Raw genomic sequence first — 16,862 nt, 5'->3', positions numbered from 1 at the left:
ATGCCGTGACATCGCGGCAGTGTGTAGAGGGTGCAGAAGAGGACTCCTCATTCTGGTCCGTCCCATACAAGCTGACTCTCACGGCATGGATCCCCGGGTCGCGCCTTTCGCTGAGTTCAGGCTTGCCAGAGGATGACGAAGCGCAAAAAAACCTCCGTCATCCCGGAAGCAAGCCGAGCGAAGTGAGGCGATGCTGTCCGGGATCCATTCCTTGACGTCCGGCAGCACAAAAGCGATGCAGAAGGCCCTAGACGCGAAAAGGGGCGTGGTAACGAGAAAACACGACCTTGACCTGCGTCTGGCACGGTACTCGGCGAAAAATGTATATTTCCATCGCCTTTTTCGCGCGTATGGGAGTAGATGACCACAAGCTGGCTTCAACCCGACCGACAGGTCCTGACGGCCGCGCGGAAAGGAGATTACCCATGACTGCATGTATCGTTGGCTGGGCGCATTCGCGTTTCGGCAAGCTGGAAGGCGAGACGCTGGAAAGCCTCATCACCAAGGTTGCCGCGGAGGCCCTGGACCACGCCGGCATCGGCCCCGATGACGTGGACGAAATCGTGCTCGGCCACTTCAACGCAGGATTTTCCGCACAGGATTTCACCGCCAGCCTCGTATTGCAGGCCGATGACCGGCTGCGCTTCAAGCCGGCGACGCGCGTCGAAAATGCGTGCGCAACGGGATCGGCGGCGGTGCGGCAAGGCATCCGCGCCATCGATGCAAACGCCGCGCGCGTCGTGCTGGTGGTCGGTGCCGAGCAGATGACGACGACGCCCGGCCCAGAGATCGGCAAGAACTTGCTGCGCGCCTCCTATCTGCCGGAAGACGGCGACACACCTGCCGGTTTTGCGGGCGTGTTCGGCAAGATCGCGCATGCCTATTTCCAGCGCCACGGCGATCAGTCCGATGCCTTGGCGATGATTGCCGCCAAGAACCACAAGAACGGCGTCGACAATCCCTACGCGCAGTTGCGCAAGGATTTCGGCTACGAGTTCTGCCGCCATGAAAGCGAAAAGAACCCGTTTGTGGCGGGCCCGCTGAAGCGCACCGACTGCTCGCTTGTTTCGGACGGTGCTGCCGCTCTTGTGCTGACGGATTCGACGACGGCATTGAAGATGCGCCGGGCGGTTGCCTTCCGCGCCAACGAGCATGTGCAGGATTTCCTGCCGATGTCGAAGCGCGACATCCTGTTGTTTGAAGGATGCGAGGAGGCCTGGGGTCGCGCGCTGAAGACGGCGGGCGTGACGCTCGACGACCTGTCGTTTGTCGAGACGCATGACTGTTTCACCATTGCCGAACTGATCGAGTATGAGGCGATGGGGCTGGCCAAGCGCGGCGAGGGCGCCAAGGTGGCGCTGAGCGGCGAGACGGTCAAGGATGGGCGCCTGCCGGTCAACCCTTCGGGCGGGCTGAAGTCGAAAGGGCATCCGATCGGCGCGACCGGCGTTTCCATGCATGTGCTGAGCGCCATGCAATTGACCGGCGAGGCCGGCGGCATACAGGTGCCGAACGCCAAGCTTGGCGGGATATTCAACATGGGCGGCGCAGCGGTTGCCAACTACGTGTCGATCCTCGACCGGATCAGGTAAGGCTGCGAGGGACTGACAAAATGACCAATCCGGTTCTGGTTGACGTGCTGCGAGGCGCGGTTGTGGAAAGCGCGCACCGCGGCGCGGTTGCCGTGTTCGATGCAGACGGCAAGGTGGTCTGGGAAATCGGCGATACGGCAATGCCGGTATTCCCGCGCTCTGCGGTGAAGGCAATTCAGGCGCTGCCGCTCATTGAGAGCGGTGCGGCGGATGCCTATGGCTTCGGTGACAAGGAACTGGCCTTGGCCTGCGCCTCGCATTCGGGCGAACCTGCGCATGCGGAACTGGCGCGGGCGATGCTCGCAAAGGCTGGTCTTGACGAGACCGCCCTGGAATGCGGCACGCATTGGCCGCTGGATCACGAGGCGACGGTGGCCATGGCCCGCGCGGGCGGTACGCCAAATGCCCTGCACAACAACTGTTCGGGCAAGCATGCCGGCTTCGTCTGCACGTGTTGCCACGGTGGGATCGATCACCACGGCTACGTCAAGGCTGGCCATGCCATGCAGGAGATGATCCGCGAGGCGATGGAGGCTGTCACCGGTGCTGCCCACGATGCCGCCCATCGCGGCACCGACGGTTGCTCCATCCCGACCTATGCGGTGCCGTTGCGGAATTTTGCCTTGGGCTTTGCGAAGATGGTGTCGGGCAAGGGGTTGGGACCGGTTCGCGCCAAGGCGGCGCAGAGGCTGCTTTCGGCCTGTATGGCTGAACCGTTTCTCGTTTCCGGAACCGATCGCGCCGATATGAAGCTGATGCAGGCGGCGCCGGGCCGCATCTTCGTCAAGGTGGGAGCAGAGGGCGTCTATTGCGCGGCCCTGCCCGAATTGGGGTTCGGCATCGCGTTGAAGTGTGACGACGGGGCAGGCAGGGCAGCGGAAGTGATGATCGCTTCGATGCTGGCGAAACTTCTGCGTAAGGATGCGGAACTGTCGGCTGCGCTCGACAAACTGGCAAGACCGGATATCGAAAGCCGCATTGGCGCTAAAGTGGGGATGATGCGGCCGGCTGAAGCACTTTCTTCCTGAGGGGAGATGCGCTGATATCTGATCGACGGGGGTTGGCAGATCGGAGGGGGAATGGTTTCGGTCAATTCGCTTGCCGGTCTGTTCGGGCGCTTCGTCTGGAACCGCAAGACATTCATCGCGCTGCTTATCGTATCGCCGGCGATCCTGACCGCAGTCGGCTCCTTCCTGATGTCGCGTTCGCTCGACAGGGAGATTGCGCAGCTGACGCAGGACCGCGACAGGCAAGTTGAGACATCGCGGCAGCTCGATATGTTCTCGCGCGATGTCCAGCGCTATGAACTGGATCGCGGGTCGCTTTTGCTGCTGCTGGCCGGACAAGCCAGCGATCCCAACCTCAGATATACGATGGACCGGCTGTTCCGGCTGAATGCGCAAGGATCGATGCGGCGCATCGTTGCCATCCTTTATCCGGACAATTGGCAAGAGCGCATGCGCCGCCATGAGGAACTGCTGCAGTCGGACTATGGCGACAAGGCCGCTGTCGACGAATTGCAGATTATCGAGAGCAACATGATTGCCGATGCCGGGCGTGCGCTGACGAAAACGCAGGAGAGCGTAAACGTGGTCTCGGCCCGTATCGAGAAGCTCACCGCCTGGAAGATCAACATGGTGATGGTGGGCTCGTTCCTTGTTCAGATACTGACCATCCTCGTGTTCTTCCTAAAGACCAACTTGAGCTGATGCCGGTTTCGGATTGTGTGCTCACCACTCAGCGTCTTGCGCGGCTTGTGCGGCGGCGTTGCGATGCCTAAGTTGCACTGATGAGCAGAGCTTTCACGCGCGAAGAAGACAGCGAGAATGCCATTGCGGGCATCGGCGAGCGGCCGGTTAGCCAGCACCGTAATCTCGTCACGGAAAAAGGCCTGGCGTTGATCGAGGCCGAGCTGCTCCGCTTGCGCGAGGAACTGGCCAAGGCCGAAACCGAGGCCAACCGCGAGCGCATGGCGCTTGTCTCGCGCGACCTGCGCTACTGGACCGCGCGACGCGAAAGCGCCGAATTGTCGACGCCCGAACCGGATAGCGATGTCGTTCGTTTCGGCATGACAGTTTCGCTGGAGGGCGAGGACGGCGGCTCGGTGAATTGGAAGATCGTGGGCGAGGACGAAGCCGATCCGGCGAACGGCTCCATTTCGCACGTCTCGCCGATGGCGCGCGCTCTTTTCGGCAAGAAGGTGGGCGACGTCGCGACCGTCAACGGCAAGGAATGGGAAATCGTCGGGTTTGGGTAATGCTGCTCGCTTTGCAATAAGGCAGAGGAATTATCGCTTCTTGCGATTTGAAACCTTGTAACGCTCCAGGCGCGTCCGTGCCTCTTCCAGTTGCTCGCGGAATTCGTCGGTCATGTAGGGGGACGCATCGCCTCTACCAAGTACGGACAAAGCCACGTCATATTGGCTCATGACTTTTCGCGCAGCTTTCAGCTTTCTCGTGTCATCTTCGTCGAGCTTTGGCATGGCGCAACTCCGCGTAGAAAGCCGCAACAAACACGTGCGGCGATATCAGCCAAGAAGCCGGTCCATGAGGCGGCCTGCGGCTTCCGGAATGACCGTCCCCGGCGGGAAGATGTCGGCGGCACCGGCGGCGCGCACGGCCTCGAAATCCTGCGGTGGGATGACGCCGCCGGCCACGATCATGATGTCTTCGCGGCCTGATTTCTTGAGCGTTGCCTTCAATTCAGGGATCAGGGTGAGATGCCCGGCGGCGAGCGACGAAGCGCCGATGATGTGCACGTCGTTGTCGATGGCGAGCTTGGCGATTTCCTCCGGTGTCTGGAACATGGACCCGATGGTCACATCGAAGCCGAGATCGGCGAAGGCGGTGCCGATCACCTTCTGGCCGCGGTCGTGGCCATCCTGGCCCATCTTGGCGACGAGGATTCGCGGCTTGCAGCCGAATTTCCGCTCGAAAACGGCAATCTTGTCCTGTAGCCGTTCGACGGCTGGTGTGCTGCCCAGTTCCTTGCGGTAGACGCCGGAAATCATCTGCACCGTGGCGACGTGGCGGCCGAAGGCTTTTTCGATCGCCAATGAGATTTCGCCGACTGTTGCCTTGGCGCGCGCGGCCTTGATGGCGAACTCGAGCAGGTTTTGCCGGCCGGCTGCCGCTTTGGTGAGGGCGTCAAGGGCGCTCTCGACCGCGCCGACGTCGCGCGTGCCCTTCAATTGCTGGAGTTTGGACAATTGCCGGGCGCGAACCTCGGCATTGTCGATCTTCAGCACGTCGACTTCGATGTCCTTGTTGGGCCGGAAGGCGTTGACGCCGACCAGCATCTGCTCGCCGGAATCGATGCGCGCCTGTGTGCGTGCGGCGGATTCCTCGATGCGCAGTTTCGGAATGCCTTTTTCAACCGCTGCGGCCATGCCGCCGAGTTTCTCGACTTCCTCGATATGCTTCATGGCAAGTGCTGCCAGATCGCGGGTCAGGCGCTCGACATAGGCCGAACCGCCCCAAGGGTCGATGATGGCGGTGGTGCCGGATTCCTTTTGCAGGATGATTTGGGTGTTGCGGGCAATGCGCGCCGAGTGGTCGGTGGGAAGCGCCAGCGCCTCATCGAAGGAATTGGTATGCAGTGATTGCGTGTGGCCCTGCGTCGCCGCCATCGCCTCGATCATCGTGCGGATGATGTTGTTGTAGGGGTCCTGCGCCGTCAGCGACCATCCCGATGTCTGGCAGTGCGTGCGCAAGGAAAGCGAACGCGCGTCCTTCGGCGCAAAGTTCTTCTGCATCAGCTCCGACCAGATCAGCCGGGCGGCCCGCATCTTGGCCACTTCCATGAAGAAATTCATGCCGATGGCCCAGAAGAATGACAGGCGCGGCGCGAATTTGTCGATGTCGAGACCTGCCGCAACGCCGGCGCGCGCATATTCGATGCCGTCGGCGATGGTGTAGGCAAGCTCAAGGTCGGCCGAGGCGCCGGCTTCCTGCATGTGGTAGCCGGAGATCGAGATCGAGTTGAACTTCGGCATGTGCCGCGAGGTGTACGAGAAGATATCCGACACGATCCGCATCGAGGGTTTGGGCGGATAGATGTAGGTGTTGCGGACCATGAACTCCTTGAGGATGTCGTTCTGGATGGTGCCGGCAAGGTCTTTCTGGGCAACGCCCTGCTCTTCGGCCGCTACGATAAAAAGCGCAAGGATCGGTAGGACCGCACCGTTCATGGTCATCGACACGGTCATCTGATCAAGCGGGATGCCGTCGAAAAGCTGGCGCATGTCGAGAATGGAATCGATGGCGACGCCTGCCATGCCGACGTCGCCGGCAACGCGCGGATGGTCGCTGTCGTAGCCGCGATGGGTGGCGAGGTCGAAGGCGATGGAGAGGCCTTTTTGTCCAGCGGCGAGATTGCGCCGGTAGAAGGCGTTCGATTCTTCGGCCGTCGAGAATCCGGCATACTGGCGGATCGTCCAAGGCTTCTGGACGTACATGGTGGGGTAGGGGCCGCGCAGGTAAGGGTCGAGGCCGGGATAGGTATCGAGATTGTCGAGACCGGCAAGGTCGTCCTCGCTGTAGAGGCGCTTGAGCGCGATGCCCTCAGGCGTGACCCACTTGCCATCCACCTTGATTGTACGGCGATGCGCCGGCGCCCACGCAATACTGCTGAAATCGGGGATCATGCTGATTATGCCTCGATCTCTTGATCGATACGAACTGGGACGAGCGGATCGCAGAAAACGACGCCGTCGGTGGGGCCGGGCCGTTTCTCCGCAGCAAGCGTTTGCACGGGCCGCTCCGCCTTGGCCGGATAGAGCGTTGTGCCGACAATCTTGCGGCTGCCGGTTTTGTATGCTGCCGCCCGCTCGACGGCGGACGCCTTCACGCGAGCCTGGATGTGGCCAGCCTTCAGGCTGGCGAGCACGCCGCCTTCGGCCTCAATGCGCTGGAATTCGGCCCATGCGGCCTCGCAAAGATTTTCGGTCAGCGCCTCTACCCCGCCCGATCCTCTTGCCGGGTCGTTGACGTGATCGATATGGCTTTCGCGCATCATGACCAGTTGAGTGTTTCGCGCGATGCGACGGGCAAAGCCTTCCGGCAAACCGTGGGCAATGGTGTGCGGCAGGACCGAGATTGTGTCGGCACCTCCCGCAGCGGCTGCGAAGCAGGCGATTGTGTTGCGCAGGATGTTGGTCTCGCTATCCAGCCGGCTGATCATCCGCATGGACGTTTCGGCGTGCACGACGGTGGGCGACGACGGAATGGCGCAGGCCTCCTGGATGCGCGCCCACAGCCGTCGCAAGGCCCTGATCTTGGCCATCGAGACGAACTGGTTCTGGTCCACGCTAAGCGCGAAGCCGATATGTGGCGCGGCGTAGACGAGCGCTTGCCGGGCTTCCTCAAAGAGTTTCAGATGTGAAACGGCGGACGCCAGCATGACGCCGAGTTCCTGCGCCTCCGTCGCTCCGGCATTGTGCACGACCCTGCCGTCTGCTTCGAGCAGGACGCCTGGCACATCCATTGCGAAGAAATGCGCCAGCGATTGCGGCATCGAGGCTTTCAGCGCCTCAAGCGACATGCGCAGCCGGCCGGTTCCGGCAAAGGTTGCGGCCGGATCGACGCCAAACGACAGGTTCAGCTTGGCGGGGTCCACCTTGGTGCGCGAGACGAGGGCAACGAGCCAGTCAGCCATCGCGCGGCTGGCCGGATGAACGTCGATGCGCACCTGGACATCGTTGAGCGACACGCCTTCGAGCAGGCGTTCAAGGGTTTCGACGCTGCTCGGCAAGCCATAGCCGAAGGCGTTTGGCGCGCCTTCGAACACCAGCGCCAGCCCGGTCGCACCTTGGGCGATGTCCTCGGCAATTTGCGCCTTGGCCCGTTCGATGTCGGGGTCGTCCACGCGCTGGCAAATCGTCCACGGCCGGGACGGGCGGGCGCGAACACTGGCTTGGGTATCTTCACGGCGTGCGTAGAGCGGTTCGATGCGCAGGCTGTCATCGGTGTGGGAAACCAGCGTTTCCTCGAACGAAGCCCCGGCAAGCGCCTTTTCGGCGAGTGCCCGCCAACGCTTCTCCTGCCCATCATTATTTTGTGTTGTCTCGCTCAAGGCTCCGGCGCCCTCCGCTGTACTTGATTGCCGGCCGCATCAGCCTGGATCAACTCACTCTAAGGTTCCTGTACCCATACCGCAATGCAACAGATGTCTGAGGCCGCCAAAGTTGCGTCTTTGATTTTCGCCAATGGCTCACTATACCTGCACAAATGGCGTGGTTCGCGAAGTTGGACACATCGGGTTTGCGGAGATTTGCATAATGGCCGACAACGAAAGCATCTTCCTGGGAGCCAGCCGCAAGCCGGATGACAGCTACCAGAGGCCCGAGAACCTGCTGCTGCAATATGGCAACCGGCATGGGCTGGTGACCGGCGCAACAGGCACCGGTAAGACGGTGACCCTGCAGATCATGGCCGAAGGCTTTTCCAATGCCGGCGTGCCGGTGTTTTGCGCCGATATCAAGGGCGACTTATCGGGCATCGCAATGATGGGCGAAGCCAAGGATTTTCTGCTCAAGCGTGCCGAGCAGATCAAGCTGGAGCCTTATGAGTTCCAGGAATTCCCGGTGATCTTCTGGGACTTGTTCGGCGAGCAGGGTCACCCGATCCGCGCTACCGTTTCGGAAATGGGGCCGCTGCTTTTGTCGCGCCTGATGAACCTCACCGAGGCGCAGGAAGGCGTGATGAACATCGCCTTTCGTATCGCCGACGAAGAGGGCCTGCTTCTGCTCGACATGAAGGATTTGCAGGCATTGCTTGCCAATCTTGCCGAGCGTGCCGAAGAAATCGGCGCGCGCTACGGCAATGTCACCAAGCCTTCGGTGGGAGCGATCCAGCGCTCGCTGCTGATATTGGAAGAACAGGGCGGCAAGAACTTCTTCGGCGAGCCGGCTTTGCGCATAGCAGACATCATGCGCACCACGCGCGACGGTCGTGGCGCGATCAACGTGCTGGCCGCCGACAAGCTGATGATGAACCCCAGGCTCTACGCGACGTTCCTGCTTTGGCTGATGTCGGAGCTGTTCGAGGTGTTGCCCGAGGTGGGCGACCCGGACAAGCCGAAGTTGGTCTTCTTCTTCGATGAGGCGCACCTGTTGTTCGACGATGCGCCGAAAGCGCTGGTCGACCGCGTCGAGCAGGTCGTTCGCCTTATCCGCTCGAAAGGCGTCGGCGTCTATTTTGTTACGCAAAACCCGCTGGATGTGCCCGAAACCGTACTGGCGCAGCTTGGCAACCGCGTTCAACACGCACTGCGTGCCTATACGCCGCGCGAACAGAAGGCGGTCAGGACTGCCGCAGATACTTTCCGGCCCAATCCCGATTTCGACTGCGCCACGACAATCACTCAACTGGGCACGGGCGAAGCGCTTGTCTCGACGCTCGAGGCAAAGGGCGTGCCCTCGATGGTGCAGCGGACACTGATCCGCCCACCGGCATCGCGCCTTGGTCCGATCACGCCGGATGAAAGGCGCAAGCTTATCGCCGAAAGCCCGGTCGCCGGTCAGTATGACGAGGCGGTTGATCGCGAATCGGCCTTCGAGATCCTGCAAAAGAAGGCAAAGGACGCGCAGGCGGCCCAAGAGCAATCGACGCAGTCGGGCGGCTCTCGCTGGACCCTGCCGGACTTTGGCGGCAGCGACAACAACACCTCGGCCGAGCGCGGCACGACACGCCGGGCGCCGCCGCCACGAGCGTCGAATCGCCAGACTGTGGCCGAGGCGGCAATCAAGTCGGTGGTCCGCTCGGTCGGGTCGTCGGTTGGCCGCGCGATTGTTCGCGGTATCCTGGGAAGCCTGTCGCGCGGTCGGTAGGCTTGGGTCGGGGTGACTGGCGCACCCCGACACCCACGTGCACGTTTGTCTAGAACCACATGCCGCGGACGCGGCCGAGCAGCACCGAGCCCTCGGGGACGCCTGCATCAATCGGCGTTCTCGACTGGTAGGAGTTGGCGGCAACCGGTGCACCGAGACCAGCCGTGACCAGGATGGGCGTTCTGTTGGGGACCCGGTCATAGAGGTCGATGATATCCTGGTTCATCAGCCGGACGCAGCCTGAAGAAACGGATTTGCCGATCGAACTCCACTCCGGCGATCCATGCAGCCGGTAAAGCGTGTCTTCGCCATTCTGGAAGATGTAGAGCGCGCGTGCACCAAGCGGATTGGTGAGTCCCGGCGGCATGCCGCCATTGCGGACGCTGTATTTTTCCAACTCCGGCTGACGGCCGATCATTTCGTCCGGCGGTGTCCAGGTTGGCCACTTGCGCTTCCACTGCACCACGGCGCTGCCGGACCATTCGAAACCGGCGCGGCCAAGCCCGACGCCGTAGCGGATCGCCTGGCCGCCTTCGCGCACCAAATAGAGGAAGTGCGCCGAGGTATCGACAACGATGGTTCCGGGTCTCTGTCCCGTCGGGTCGGCAACGATCTGGCGCAGGAACTGCGGGTCCATCTTGCGGATCGGCACGGCCGGAACCTCGTAGCCTTCGTCAATGACGGGACCGTACATCATCTCGTAGCTGCCGAGTTCCGGCTCCACCGGTTGCTCGACCGGAGGCGGCGGCACCTGGCTGGTGGTGGTGCATGCGGAAACGGCGGTCGCCGCAGCGCCAATGGCGGCAAGATTAAGAAACCTGCGCCTGCTCAGCGCAACGGGAGAAGAGATGATTGCCATGGCGTTGCCCTGATTTTCGCGATCCAACAAAGTAAACGGCGCACCCGAAAGCACGTTCCCTCCCGAAATCGACCCTCCCGACAGGGCGCGATAGGTAGCCTTGAATCTGGCCTCAGGGTGGACAAACAAAGGCAATGATGTGGCGGCCGAACCACTGTTGCAATTCGGCAACTGGCTTCTAGGCCCATTTGAGGCCAGTTCAGCAAGCAACGGCGCTATCCGTAGGTCAAAAGACCTTCGAGCGACGGCAAGATAAGAGTTGGGAAGAAATCCCGGTATTCGTCCGGTTGATCGGCGCGGTTGATCCAGACGGTGCGAAAGCCGGCTTTGGTTGCGCCGGCCACGTCCCACCGGTTGGAGGATTGGAAAGAAACCGCTGCGGGATAGAGACGCCAAGCCGTTGTCACGATGTCGTAGACGTTGGGATCGGTCTTGAAACGCTTGACCTCGTCGACCGAGAAAACGTCGTCGAGAATTTGATCCAGCGCTGCGGATTTGACCGCGGCGTTGAGCATTTCAGGCGAACCGTTGGACAGGATGGCGAGCTTTGCGCCCGACGCTTTCAAGGCTCGCAGCACGCCGGGGACTTCCGGATAGCAATCCAGGTTCCAGTAGGCATCCAGCAGCTTTTGCCTGAGGGAAGGGTCGGCGCCGGGAGCCTTGCGCAAGGCAAAGTCGAGCGCCTGTTCGGTCAACTGCCAGAAATCCACATAGGCGCCCATGAGCGACCGGACCCATGAATATTCAAGCTGCTTGGCGCGCCACAGCTCCGAAAGCAGTTGGCCTTGGGGGCCGATGTCGCTGGCATGGCGGCGCACGGCGGCGTGCACGTCGAAAAGCGTGCCGTAGGCGTCGAATACATAGGCGGCGTGTGGCATGTTGCTGTTGTGGAACGTGATATCGCCTTGTGCAAGCGCGTATTGCCGACTGGTTCCGTCTCTGGCACCAACAAATCCCCGCCATGACGATTGACGAACGGCTTGGAAGCCTTGTCCAATGGCGATGAAATTCTGCTGATCAATGGAATACGGATACCGAAGATGGCAATCTCGACCGCTGCGCAAACAACGACATGGACCTATGTGGATGGTGACTGGCACGAGGGCAATGTGCCGCTTCTCGGACCGCGCAGCCACGCCATGTGGCTTGGCTCGAGCGTGTTCGACGGCGCGCGCTGGTTCGAGGACGTTGCCCCCGATCTCGATCTTCATGCCCGCCGGGTAAACACCTCGGCCATAGCCTTGGGCCTGAAGCCGACCATGACGCCTGAAGAAATCGTCGGATTGACCTGGGACGGCCTCAAGAAATTCGACGGCAAGACGGCCGTCTACATCAGGCCAATGTATTGGGCCGAGCATGGCGGCTATATGGCGGTGGCGGCCGACCCGGCTTCGACACGCTTCTGCCTGTGCCTGTACGAAGCGCCGATGTTGCCGCCGAGCGGCTTCTCGATAACGGTTTCGCCATTCCGACGGCCGACGATCGAGACGATGCCGACCAACGCCAAGGCCGGCTGCCTTTATCCCAACAATGGGCGTGCGATCCTGGAAGCCAAGATGCGCGGCTTCGACAATGCGCTTGTTCTGGACATGTTGGGCAACGTCGCGGAGACCGGATCGTCCAACATATTCCTGGTCAAGCAGGGCCATGTCTTCACGCCGGCGGCCAATGGCACTTTCCTTTCCGGCATCACGCGCGCCCGCACGGCGGGGTTGCTTGCCGACAGCGGCTTGCAAGTCACCGAAAAGACCCTTTCGGTGCGCGATTTCCTCGAGGCGGACGAGATTTTCTCGACCGGAAACCATTCCAAGGTGGTGCCGGTTACGCGTATAGAGGAAAGGCATCTCCAGCCCGGCCCTGTGGCCAAAAAGGCGCGAGAGCTTTATTGGCAATGGGCGCATTCGACTTCCGCGCCGTGAGGTCATAAAAGAGCGTTGTTGCGTCGCTCCGGTGTTGCTCCGGAGTGATCCAGACCTATCTTAGTTCAGCAGAAAAAGCTGAATTTTCATTGAGGAGTAGACCGATGGCTTTTGAACTTCCCGCTTTGCCCTACGACTATGAGGCATTGCAGCCTTACATGTCCAAAGAGACGCTCGAATATCACCACGACAAGCACCACAAGGCTTATGTCGACAACGGCAACAAGCTGGCAGCCGAAGCAGGCATGGGCGATTTGTCGGTAGAGGAAGTCGTCAAGCAGTCCTTCGGCAAGAACGCCGGTCTCTTCAACAATGCTGCCCAGCACTACAACCACATCCATTTCTGGAAGTGGATGAAGAAGGGCGGCGGCGGCAACAAGCTGCCGGGCGCGCTGCAAAAGGCGGTTGATTCCGACCTCGGCGGCTATGACAAGTTCAAGGCCGATTTCATCGCCGCGGGCACGACCCAGTTCGGGTCGGGCTGGGCCTGGCTTTCGGTGAAGGATGGCAAGTTGGCCATCTCCAAGACCCCGAACGGTGAGAACCCGCTGGTTCATGGCGCATCGCCGATCCTGGGCGTCGATGTGTGGGAACACTCCTATTACATCGACTACCGCAACGCTCGTCCGAAATATCTCGAGGCGTTCGTCGACAGCCTGATCAACTGGGATCACGTCCTCGAGCTTTATGAAAAAGCGAAAGCCTAATCGACATGACCAAAAAAGCCCCGGTTCGACCGGGGCTTTTTTTGTTTGGAGCGTGATTATCACGTAACCGTGAGGCGAAATTCTGAAATTTTTCAGCCAGCTTGCGCGTTGTACGCCGGTTACCTTTTGTGTCTCAACAAGGAGAGCCTACGGAATGAGAAAGCTCATATTCGCCATCTCAATGCTTACTTTCGCAGTGTCAGCCGCATCTGCCGATCCAGTCCTCGACCGCCAGCAGACGATGAAGGAGCGCGGCAAGATCGTCGGCGAATTGGCCAAGATGGTGAAGGGCGAACAGGCCTTCGACGCGGCAAAGGTGGATACGGCTCTCAAAGCGTTGCAGGTGAATGCCGAGAAATTCGACGCGGATGCGCTTTTCCCGGCCGGCAGCACGGATGGCGACACCACCGCCAGCCCGAAGATTTGGGAAGACATGGCAGGCTTCAAGGCAACTGAAGACAAATACCTGGCCGACGTGAAAGCCGCCGCCGCCGCAGCACCGGCTGATGTCGATGCCCTCAAGGCCCAGATCGGCGTGCTTGGGTCGAATTGCAGCACCTGCCACCAGAGCTACAGGATCAAGAAGGGCTGACCGCTGCAGATGCCGCGGCTCAAAAAGCTTGCCGGTACAATCCTGACGCTGGCCGGTGTCGGGATTGGCGCCGGTTGGGTGCTGTCGGCACCGACCGACATAGACCCGCAAGTGATGGCAACCGCAGGGCCCGGTGAAGCGGCAAGGGGCGAGCGCATCTTCAATGCAGGAGGGTGCGCTTCCTGCCATGCCAAGCCGGGTTCCAAGGACGCAGGAAGGCTCGAGTTGACAGGCGGCTTGGCTCTCAAGACGCCGTTCGGCACATTCATAGCCCCAAACATTTCGCAGGACGGCAAGGACGGCATCGGCTTATGGTCGCGGGAGGATTTCGCCAACGCCATGCTGAAAGGCGTGTCGCCTTCCGGCGAGCATCTCTACCCGGCCTTTCCATATGCCTCCTATGCCCGCATGAAGCCGGCTGATATCGCAGATCTTTACGCGTACATGCAGACCTTGCCTGCGGTAGGCGGCAAGGCTGATGGGCATTCGCTGGCTTTTCCCTTTAATATTCGCCGCGGCATCGGGCTTTGGAAGCGGCTCTACCTCAGCAGTGATCCGGTCGTGACCTTCGCAGAAGGCACGCCTGAAACCGTGCTTGCCGGGCGCTATCTGGTCGAAGGTCCTGGCCATTGCGGCGAATGCCATACACCCCGCAATTTTGCCGGTGGCAGCGACAAGGCCCAATGGCTGGCAGGTGCGTCTGCTGCTGAAGGAGAGGGCATCGTTCCCAATATCACCTCGGGAGAGGGTGGGATCGGCGAATGGTCCGAAGGGGACATCGCCAACTACCTCGAAACCGGCTTCACGCCGGATTTCGATTCGGTTGGCGGCGCCATGGTGGAAGTCCAGAAAAACATGGCGAAACTGACGCCGGAAGATCGCGCTGCCATTGCCGCCTATCTCAAGGCGATACCAGCGCATCCGAACGGATATCCGCCACGTAAGCCGGCGACAAACTGACGGGTGGTTTCGCGCCGGCTCTTACCTGCGCGAGCCTTTCATCAAGCGAGCGGCGTGGCGTCGCTTTTACCCGTTATCTTCAGGGCAAACGCATAGCTGAAGGCAATTTCCTCAAGTCGTGAAAACCGCCCCGATGCGCCGGCGTGGCCGGATTCCATGTTGATCTTGAACAGCACCGGATTGTCGCCGCTCTTGCGCTCCCGCAGCCTGGCAACCCATTTGGCCGGCTCCCAATAGGTCACGCGCGGATCGGTTAGGCCGGCAACGGCAAGGATCGGCGGGTAATTGTAAGCGCCGACATTGTCGTAGGGAGAGTAGGCGGCAATGGTCCGATAATCCTCTACCGATGTGATCGGATTGCCCCATTCGGGCCACTCCGGCGGGGTCAGCGGCAGCGTTTCGTCGAGCATGGTGGTGAGCACATCGACGAAGGGGACTTCGGCGATGATGCCACCAAAAGCGTCAGGCGCCATGTTGGCGACCGCCCCCATCAGCATGCCGCCAGCCGATCCGCCCTGGGCCACGATGTGATCGTGGGAGGTGTATCCTTCGGCAACAAGGTGTTGGGCGACCGCGATGAAGTCCTTGAAGGTGTTTTCCTTCTTCGTCCGTTTGCCCTCGTCGTACCACGCATATCCCTTGTCCTTGCCGCCGCGGACATGGGCAATGGCGTAGACGAAGCCACGATCGACCAACGACAGGCAATTTGTGTTGAAGGATGCCGGAATGGCGATGCCGTAGGAGCCATAGCCATAGAGCAGGCAGGGCGCTGATCCGTCGAGTACTGTATCGCGATGGTAGAGCAGCGACACCGGAACGCTTTCGCCATCGGGCGCGGGAGCCATCAGCCGCCGCGTGACGTAGTGCGACGCGTCATGCCCGGACGGCACTTCCTGCGTTTTCAGGAGCTCGCGTTCCCGCGTTTTCATGTTGTAATCGAACACTTGCGCCGGCGTGGTCATTGATGAGTAGGAAAAGCGCATGACCTCGGTGTCGTATTCATAGGAGCCCGACAGGCCGAGCGAGAACGCTTCCTCATCGAAGGAAATCGTGTGCTCATGACCGCTCGCACGGTCGCGGACGACGATGCGCGGCAGGCCCTCCAGCCGCTCCAGGCGGACAAGATAGTTCTTGAAGCCGATGACCGACAGGATCAGCCTGCCGGGCTGGTGAGGAACCAGTTCTTTCCAATTGGCGCGAACCGGGTTGTCGGCCGGCGCGGTCATGATCTTGAAATCTTTCGCGCCGCCTTCATTGGTCAGGATGAAGAAGATGTCGCCGCCTTCTTCCAAATCGTATTGCAGGCCGCTCTCCCGCGGTGAAACCAGCCTGGGTTCGGCAAGCGGATCCGTGGCCTTCAATATGCGGTATTCAGACGTCTCGTGATCGTTGATGCCGACAAGAATCCATTCGTTGGAGCGCGTACCACCGACATCCATGAAAAAGCCGGGGTCCGCCTCTTCATAGACAAGGCGGTCGTTGGCGGGGTTATCGCCGATCTTGTGAAACAGGACCTTCGAGGGGCGGTGATTGGCATCGAGCCGCGTGTAGAAGAAGCCGTCATTGTTCGCGGTCCAGACACCGGAGCCACCGGTGTCGCCGATCTGGTCGGGCAGGTCGGCGCCGCTGGCCAGGTCCCGCACGCGCAGCGAGAAAAACTCAGAGCCACGATCATCAAAGGCCCACAGCAGGCGCTTGTGATCTGATGAATGATCGATGCCGCCCAAGCGGAAGTAGGCCTTTCCTTCGGCCTCGGCGTCGCCATCCAGCAGAATTTGTTCTTCGCCACCCTCCCGGGGCAAACGGAAATAACGCGGCTGCTCGCCGCCAACCTTGAAAGACGAGCCATAGGCATAAGGTCCGTCTTTCATTGGCACCGAAGAATCGTCTTCCTTGGTGCGCCCCTTCATCTCCTTGAACAGCAGCTTTTGAAGGTCGGCCGTGTCAGCCATCAGTTTTTCCTGATAGGCATTCTCGGCTTCCAGATGCGCCCGGATCTTCGTGTCGAGCAAGGCCGGATCCCTGAACACTTCTTGCCAGTTGTCCGCCCGCATCCATGAAAATTCGTCTGTACGTGAAAACCCGTGCCGACTATCGGAAACGGGGTGCTGTTCGGGGCGAGGCGGGATGGCGGTGAGGAAAGCGGTCTTTGTCATTGGTGCCGTCACGTTGTTGCTTCCATTCGAATGACCACGTTCGGGCGTGAGGTTCAAGTGCGGAGGCCGCCGAGTAAAGACGGCGGGCAAGGCTTGTGCCGAAGTCGGAATTCGCGAGAGTTTGACTGCATTTGTAACGATTAATTCAGTTCGTAACGTAAATGTTTCGTAAAGACATGTACCGTAGCGGGCACATGGGTGTTCCCGTAAGTTGTGGTTGTGTATTATTAATTGAAGTTAAGATCGATA

The 16,862-nt window shown here is 60.6% G+C and carries 15 protein-coding genes; 9 read left to right on the top strand and 6 right to left on the bottom strand.

Annotation, left to right across the window (positions count from 1 at the left end):
• Window positions 1-425: 425 nt before the first annotated feature.
• The 4 genes from ACODTY_RS16765 (at window position 426) to greA (ending at window position 3,849) form a co-directional block, all read left to right on the top strand.
• A complete protein-coding gene (locus tag ACODTY_RS16765) occupies window positions 426-1,592 on the top strand; it encodes an acetyl-CoA acetyltransferase (protein WP_488995348.1) in 1,167 nt (388 codons plus the stop codon).
• Between the two features lie 20 nt (window positions 1,593-1,612).
• Entirely contained in the window at window positions 1,613-2,620 is a 1,008-nt protein-coding gene (locus ACODTY_RS16760; protein WP_488995347.1) for an asparaginase, read from the top strand.
• Window positions 2,621-2,671: 51 nt separating this feature from the next.
• A complete protein-coding gene (locus tag ACODTY_RS16755; protein ID WP_488995346.1) occupies window positions 2,672-3,301 on the top strand; it encodes a hypothetical protein in 630 nt (209 codons plus the stop codon).
• An 80-nt stretch (window positions 3,302-3,381) separates the two neighbouring features.
• Window positions 3,382-3,849 carry a transcription elongation factor GreA gene (gene greA, locus ACODTY_RS16750; RefSeq protein WP_488995345.1) on the top strand — a complete coding sequence of 156 codons (468 nt, stop codon included), beginning with the start codon at window positions 3,382-3,384 and terminating at the stop codon, window positions 3,847-3,849.
• A gap of 30 nt (window positions 3,850-3,879) precedes the next feature.
• Here the strand turns inward: greA and ACODTY_RS16745 are convergent, their stop codons facing one another.
• The 3 genes from ACODTY_RS16745 to ACODTY_RS16735 are packed head-to-tail and all read right to left on the bottom strand — an operon-like array spanning window position 3,880 to window position 7,664.
• On the bottom strand, window positions 3,880-4,074 hold the full coding sequence (locus ACODTY_RS16745; protein ID WP_488995344.1) for a hypothetical protein: 195 nt from the start codon (window positions 4,072-4,074) through the stop codon (window positions 3,880-3,882).
• A gap of 45 nt (window positions 4,075-4,119) precedes the next feature.
• Window positions 4,120-6,237, bottom strand: coding sequence for a methylmalonyl-CoA mutase (gene scpA / locus ACODTY_RS16740; protein ID WP_488995343.1), 2,118 nt, complete (start codon window positions 6,235-6,237; stop codon window positions 4,120-4,122).
• Window positions 6,238-6,242: 5 nt separating this feature from the next.
• Complete coding sequence (locus ACODTY_RS16735) at window positions 6,243-7,664, bottom strand: methylmalonyl-CoA mutase subunit beta (protein ID WP_488995342.1); 1,422 nt, start codon at window positions 7,662-7,664, stop codon at window positions 6,243-6,245.
• A gap of 205 nt (window positions 7,665-7,869) precedes the next feature.
• Between ACODTY_RS16735 and ACODTY_RS16730 the strand changes: the two genes are divergently transcribed.
• Window positions 7,870-9,420 carry a helicase HerA-like C-terminal domain-containing protein gene (locus tag ACODTY_RS16730; protein WP_488995341.1) on the top strand — a complete coding sequence of 517 codons (1,551 nt, stop codon included), beginning with the start codon at window positions 7,870-7,872 and terminating at the stop codon, window positions 9,418-9,420.
• A 49-nt stretch (window positions 9,421-9,469) separates the two neighbouring features.
• Here the strand turns inward: ACODTY_RS16730 and ACODTY_RS16725 are convergent, their stop codons facing one another.
• Together ACODTY_RS16725 and ACODTY_RS16720 are read right to left on the bottom strand one after the other, a co-directional pair.
• Window positions 9,470-10,279: a L,D-transpeptidase gene (locus tag ACODTY_RS16725; RefSeq protein ID WP_488995340.1), complete on the bottom strand. Its 810-nt coding sequence runs from the start codon at window positions 10,277-10,279 to the stop codon at window positions 9,470-9,472.
• A gap of 215 nt (window positions 10,280-10,494) precedes the next feature.
• Window positions 10,495-11,157, bottom strand: coding sequence for a haloacid dehalogenase type II (locus ACODTY_RS16720; RefSeq protein WP_488995339.1), 663 nt, complete (start codon window positions 11,155-11,157; stop codon window positions 10,495-10,497).
• A 162-nt stretch (window positions 11,158-11,319) separates the two neighbouring features.
• Between ACODTY_RS16720 and ACODTY_RS16715 the strand changes: the two genes are divergently transcribed.
• The 4 genes from ACODTY_RS16715 (at window position 11,320) to ACODTY_RS16700 (ending at window position 14,457) form a co-directional block, all read left to right on the top strand.
• Window positions 11,320-12,198, top strand: coding sequence for a branched-chain amino acid aminotransferase (locus ACODTY_RS16715; protein ID WP_488995338.1), 879 nt, complete (start codon window positions 11,320-11,322; stop codon window positions 12,196-12,198).
• Between the two features lie 104 nt (window positions 12,199-12,302).
• A complete protein-coding gene (locus ACODTY_RS16710; protein ID WP_488995337.1) occupies window positions 12,303-12,905 on the top strand; it encodes a superoxide dismutase in 603 nt (200 codons plus the stop codon).
• A gap of 154 nt (window positions 12,906-13,059) precedes the next feature.
• Window positions 13,060-13,497 carry a c-type cytochrome gene (locus tag ACODTY_RS16705; RefSeq protein WP_488995336.1) on the top strand — a complete coding sequence of 146 codons (438 nt, stop codon included), beginning with the start codon at window positions 13,060-13,062 and terminating at the stop codon, window positions 13,495-13,497.
• Between the two features lie 9 nt (window positions 13,498-13,506).
• Complete coding sequence (locus ACODTY_RS16700) at window positions 13,507-14,457, top strand: cytochrome c (protein ID WP_488995335.1); 951 nt, start codon at window positions 13,507-13,509, stop codon at window positions 14,455-14,457.
• Between the two features lie 41 nt (window positions 14,458-14,498).
• Here the strand turns inward: ACODTY_RS16700 and ACODTY_RS16695 are convergent, their stop codons facing one another.
• The gene (locus tag ACODTY_RS16695; RefSeq protein WP_488995334.1) at window positions 14,499-16,613 is read right to left on the bottom strand and encodes a S9 family peptidase; all 2,115 of its coding nucleotides are present in this window, start codon (window positions 16,611-16,613) and stop codon (window positions 14,499-14,501) included.
• Window positions 16,614-16,862 lie beyond the last annotated feature (249 nt).

It is taken from the genome of Mesorhizobium sp. FG116 (assembly GCF_057809835.1).
The sequence above is the reverse complement of the archived record's forward strand: the minus strand, read 5'-3'. Positions and strand labels throughout refer to the sequence as shown.

What these genes read in the sequence shown, in the direction of transcription:
- ACODTY_RS16765 (WP_488995348.1), top strand. Translation starts at nt 426, where the DNA reads ATGACTGCATGTATCGTTGGCTGGGCGCATTCGCGTTTCGGCAAGCTG.
- ACODTY_RS16760 (WP_488995347.1), top strand. Translation starts at nt 1,613, where the DNA reads ATGACCAATCCGGTTCTGGTTGACGTGCTGCGAGGCGCGGTTGTGGAA.
- ACODTY_RS16755 (WP_488995346.1), top strand. Translation starts at nt 2,672, where the DNA reads ATGGTTTCGGTCAATTCGCTTGCCGGTCTGTTCGGGCGCTTCGTCTGG.
- greA (WP_488995345.1), top strand. Translation starts at nt 3,382, where the DNA reads ATGAGCAGAGCTTTCACGCGCGAAGAAGACAGCGAGAATGCCATTGCG.
- ACODTY_RS16745 (WP_488995344.1), bottom strand. Translation starts at nt 4,074, where the DNA reads ATGCCAAAGCTCGACGAAGATGACACGAGAAAGCTGAAAGCTGCGCGA.
- scpA (WP_488995343.1), bottom strand. Translation starts at nt 6,237, where the DNA reads ATGATCCCCGATTTCAGCAGTATTGCGTGGGCGCCGGCGCATCGCCGT.
- ACODTY_RS16730 (WP_488995341.1), top strand. Translation starts at nt 7,870, where the DNA reads ATGGCCGACAACGAAAGCATCTTCCTGGGAGCCAGCCGCAAGCCGGAT.
- ACODTY_RS16725 (WP_488995340.1), bottom strand. Translation starts at nt 10,279, where the DNA reads ATGGCAATCATCTCTTCTCCCGTTGCGCTGAGCAGGCGCAGGTTTCTT.
- ACODTY_RS16720 (WP_488995339.1), bottom strand. Translation starts at nt 11,157, where the DNA reads ATGCCACACGCCGCCTATGTATTCGACGCCTACGGCACGCTTTTCGAC.
- ACODTY_RS16715 (WP_488995338.1), top strand. Translation starts at nt 11,320, where the DNA reads ATGGCAATCTCGACCGCTGCGCAAACAACGACATGGACCTATGTGGAT.
- ACODTY_RS16710 (WP_488995337.1), top strand. Translation starts at nt 12,303, where the DNA reads ATGGCTTTTGAACTTCCCGCTTTGCCCTACGACTATGAGGCATTGCAG.
- ACODTY_RS16705 (WP_488995336.1), top strand. Translation starts at nt 13,060, where the DNA reads ATGAGAAAGCTCATATTCGCCATCTCAATGCTTACTTTCGCAGTGTCA.
- ACODTY_RS16700 (WP_488995335.1), top strand. Translation starts at nt 13,507, where the DNA reads ATGCCGCGGCTCAAAAAGCTTGCCGGTACAATCCTGACGCTGGCCGGT.
- ACODTY_RS16695 (WP_488995334.1), bottom strand. Translation starts at nt 16,613, where the DNA reads ATGACAAAGACCGCTTTCCTCACCGCCATCCCGCCTCGCCCCGAACAG.